This window comes from Barnesiella sp. CU968 (assembly GCF_905219685.1).
Classification (GTDB): domain Bacteria; phylum Bacteroidota; class Bacteroidia; order Bacteroidales; family Muribaculaceae; genus Lepagella; species Lepagella muris_A.
This window is the reverse complement of sequence record NZ_CAJMXD010000558.1, coordinates 1-1382: the sequence shown is the minus strand read 5'-3', so window position 1 is coordinate 1382 and position 1382 is coordinate 1. Positions and strand designations below refer to the sequence as shown.

Annotated in this window: 1 protein-coding gene; it reads right to left on the bottom strand. The window is 41.5% G+C overall.

What is annotated here, in order from left to right:
* Positions 1 to 135: 135 nt before the first annotated feature.
* The coding region (locus JX312_RS13670) for a ComEC/Rec2 family competence protein (protein WP_204458466.1) at positions 136 to 1382 on the bottom strand (1247 nt) is incomplete at its 5' end.

Here is a 1382-nt window from a genome sequence, read left to right as displayed (position 1 = left end):
AAAGGTAGTTTTCACTCCTCTCATCACCGCCGACCGTAGGATTGCCGGCTCTTCGAGTGGCTAAAACACCTCGGGAATATCTCGCTGATGTCAAGAAAAAATAAGTCAAGACGAGTTCAGATTGAATATCAGCCGCTACTTTTCAATAATACAATGCAATGGTGAGTCAATACGCAATGAATGGCAATCGACACCAAGGCGCACACCCTCCTCAAGATATTGTTTTTCCTTTTTTCTCCTCACAGAAGGATGAATAATGATTTTCTTGGGATTGAAAATCCCATTGACATATTCGACATTTCCTTTGTATCCTCCGGCGATAATGAGATAATCACATTCACCGGGGGATAGATAATTTTCAGGCAAGACACAATCTACAGCAATTATACTGATGTTTTCCACTCTGAGAGAAGACAGCTTCCCTTTATCCATCCTAATCGTTTTTTCGGTCAAGCCGTCCTTGATATTTATGGCAACATCGCGATATGTGTCTGTTATGATAAAACTTCCATCGGGTACTGTTCCTGATTGAAATGGAAGCGAGACTAACGTAATGCAGGTCAAAATCACACCGACATACAGCAATGGTCTCCAACGCACTATATTCAGATAAAATGCGAAAGACAGCAATCCGCCAAACCATAATGCCACAATCCAGATTGTAACATGTGTTTCAATATTATTGCCATTACCGATCCAGCGAAGAAAATATTCTGTCAATTCAAACCCTGTGTCAAGCAATTTTTTCAGGAAACTAAATTCGATTCCGATTCCCAAAAGAATTAAATGACATAATGCCATTGCAACATAGAATGGAAGAATCGGCAACAGTAATAGATTTGAAGGAATAAATGCCAGTGGAAATGTCTTAAAATAAAAAGCAGAAACAACCCAGCTTCCACAAGTTGCCGCAAGAGTAGCCACCAGCAACGAAACCACTTTATATGAAAACGGACTTCGTTTCCTGTCTAATGGATTCAGATGCGGCGCAAAAGCTGCCATAGAGGCAACGCATATAAAGCTGAGTTGGAACCCCGCATCATATAATGTCGATGGAGAGACAGTCAATATAATCAGTGTGGCAGCAAAAAGAGAGTTGAACACATAACGTTTTCGCTCAAGAACCAAAGCTAATGACGCAAACGAAACCATGACACATGCCCTTACAGTTGATGGAGCCATACCTGTTATAAATGCATATCCCCACAGCAGGATCGCAGCAAGCATTATACGAGATTTATATCTTCCGGTAAAATTCACAGGGAAAAGCAAAAATAGCAGAATTCCGCCAATTATTCCCATATGCATGCCGCTGAGTGCGAGCACATGCGCCACTCCGGCATCTGCAAAAATCGCTCTCGTGTCTGAATCAATATAAGCCC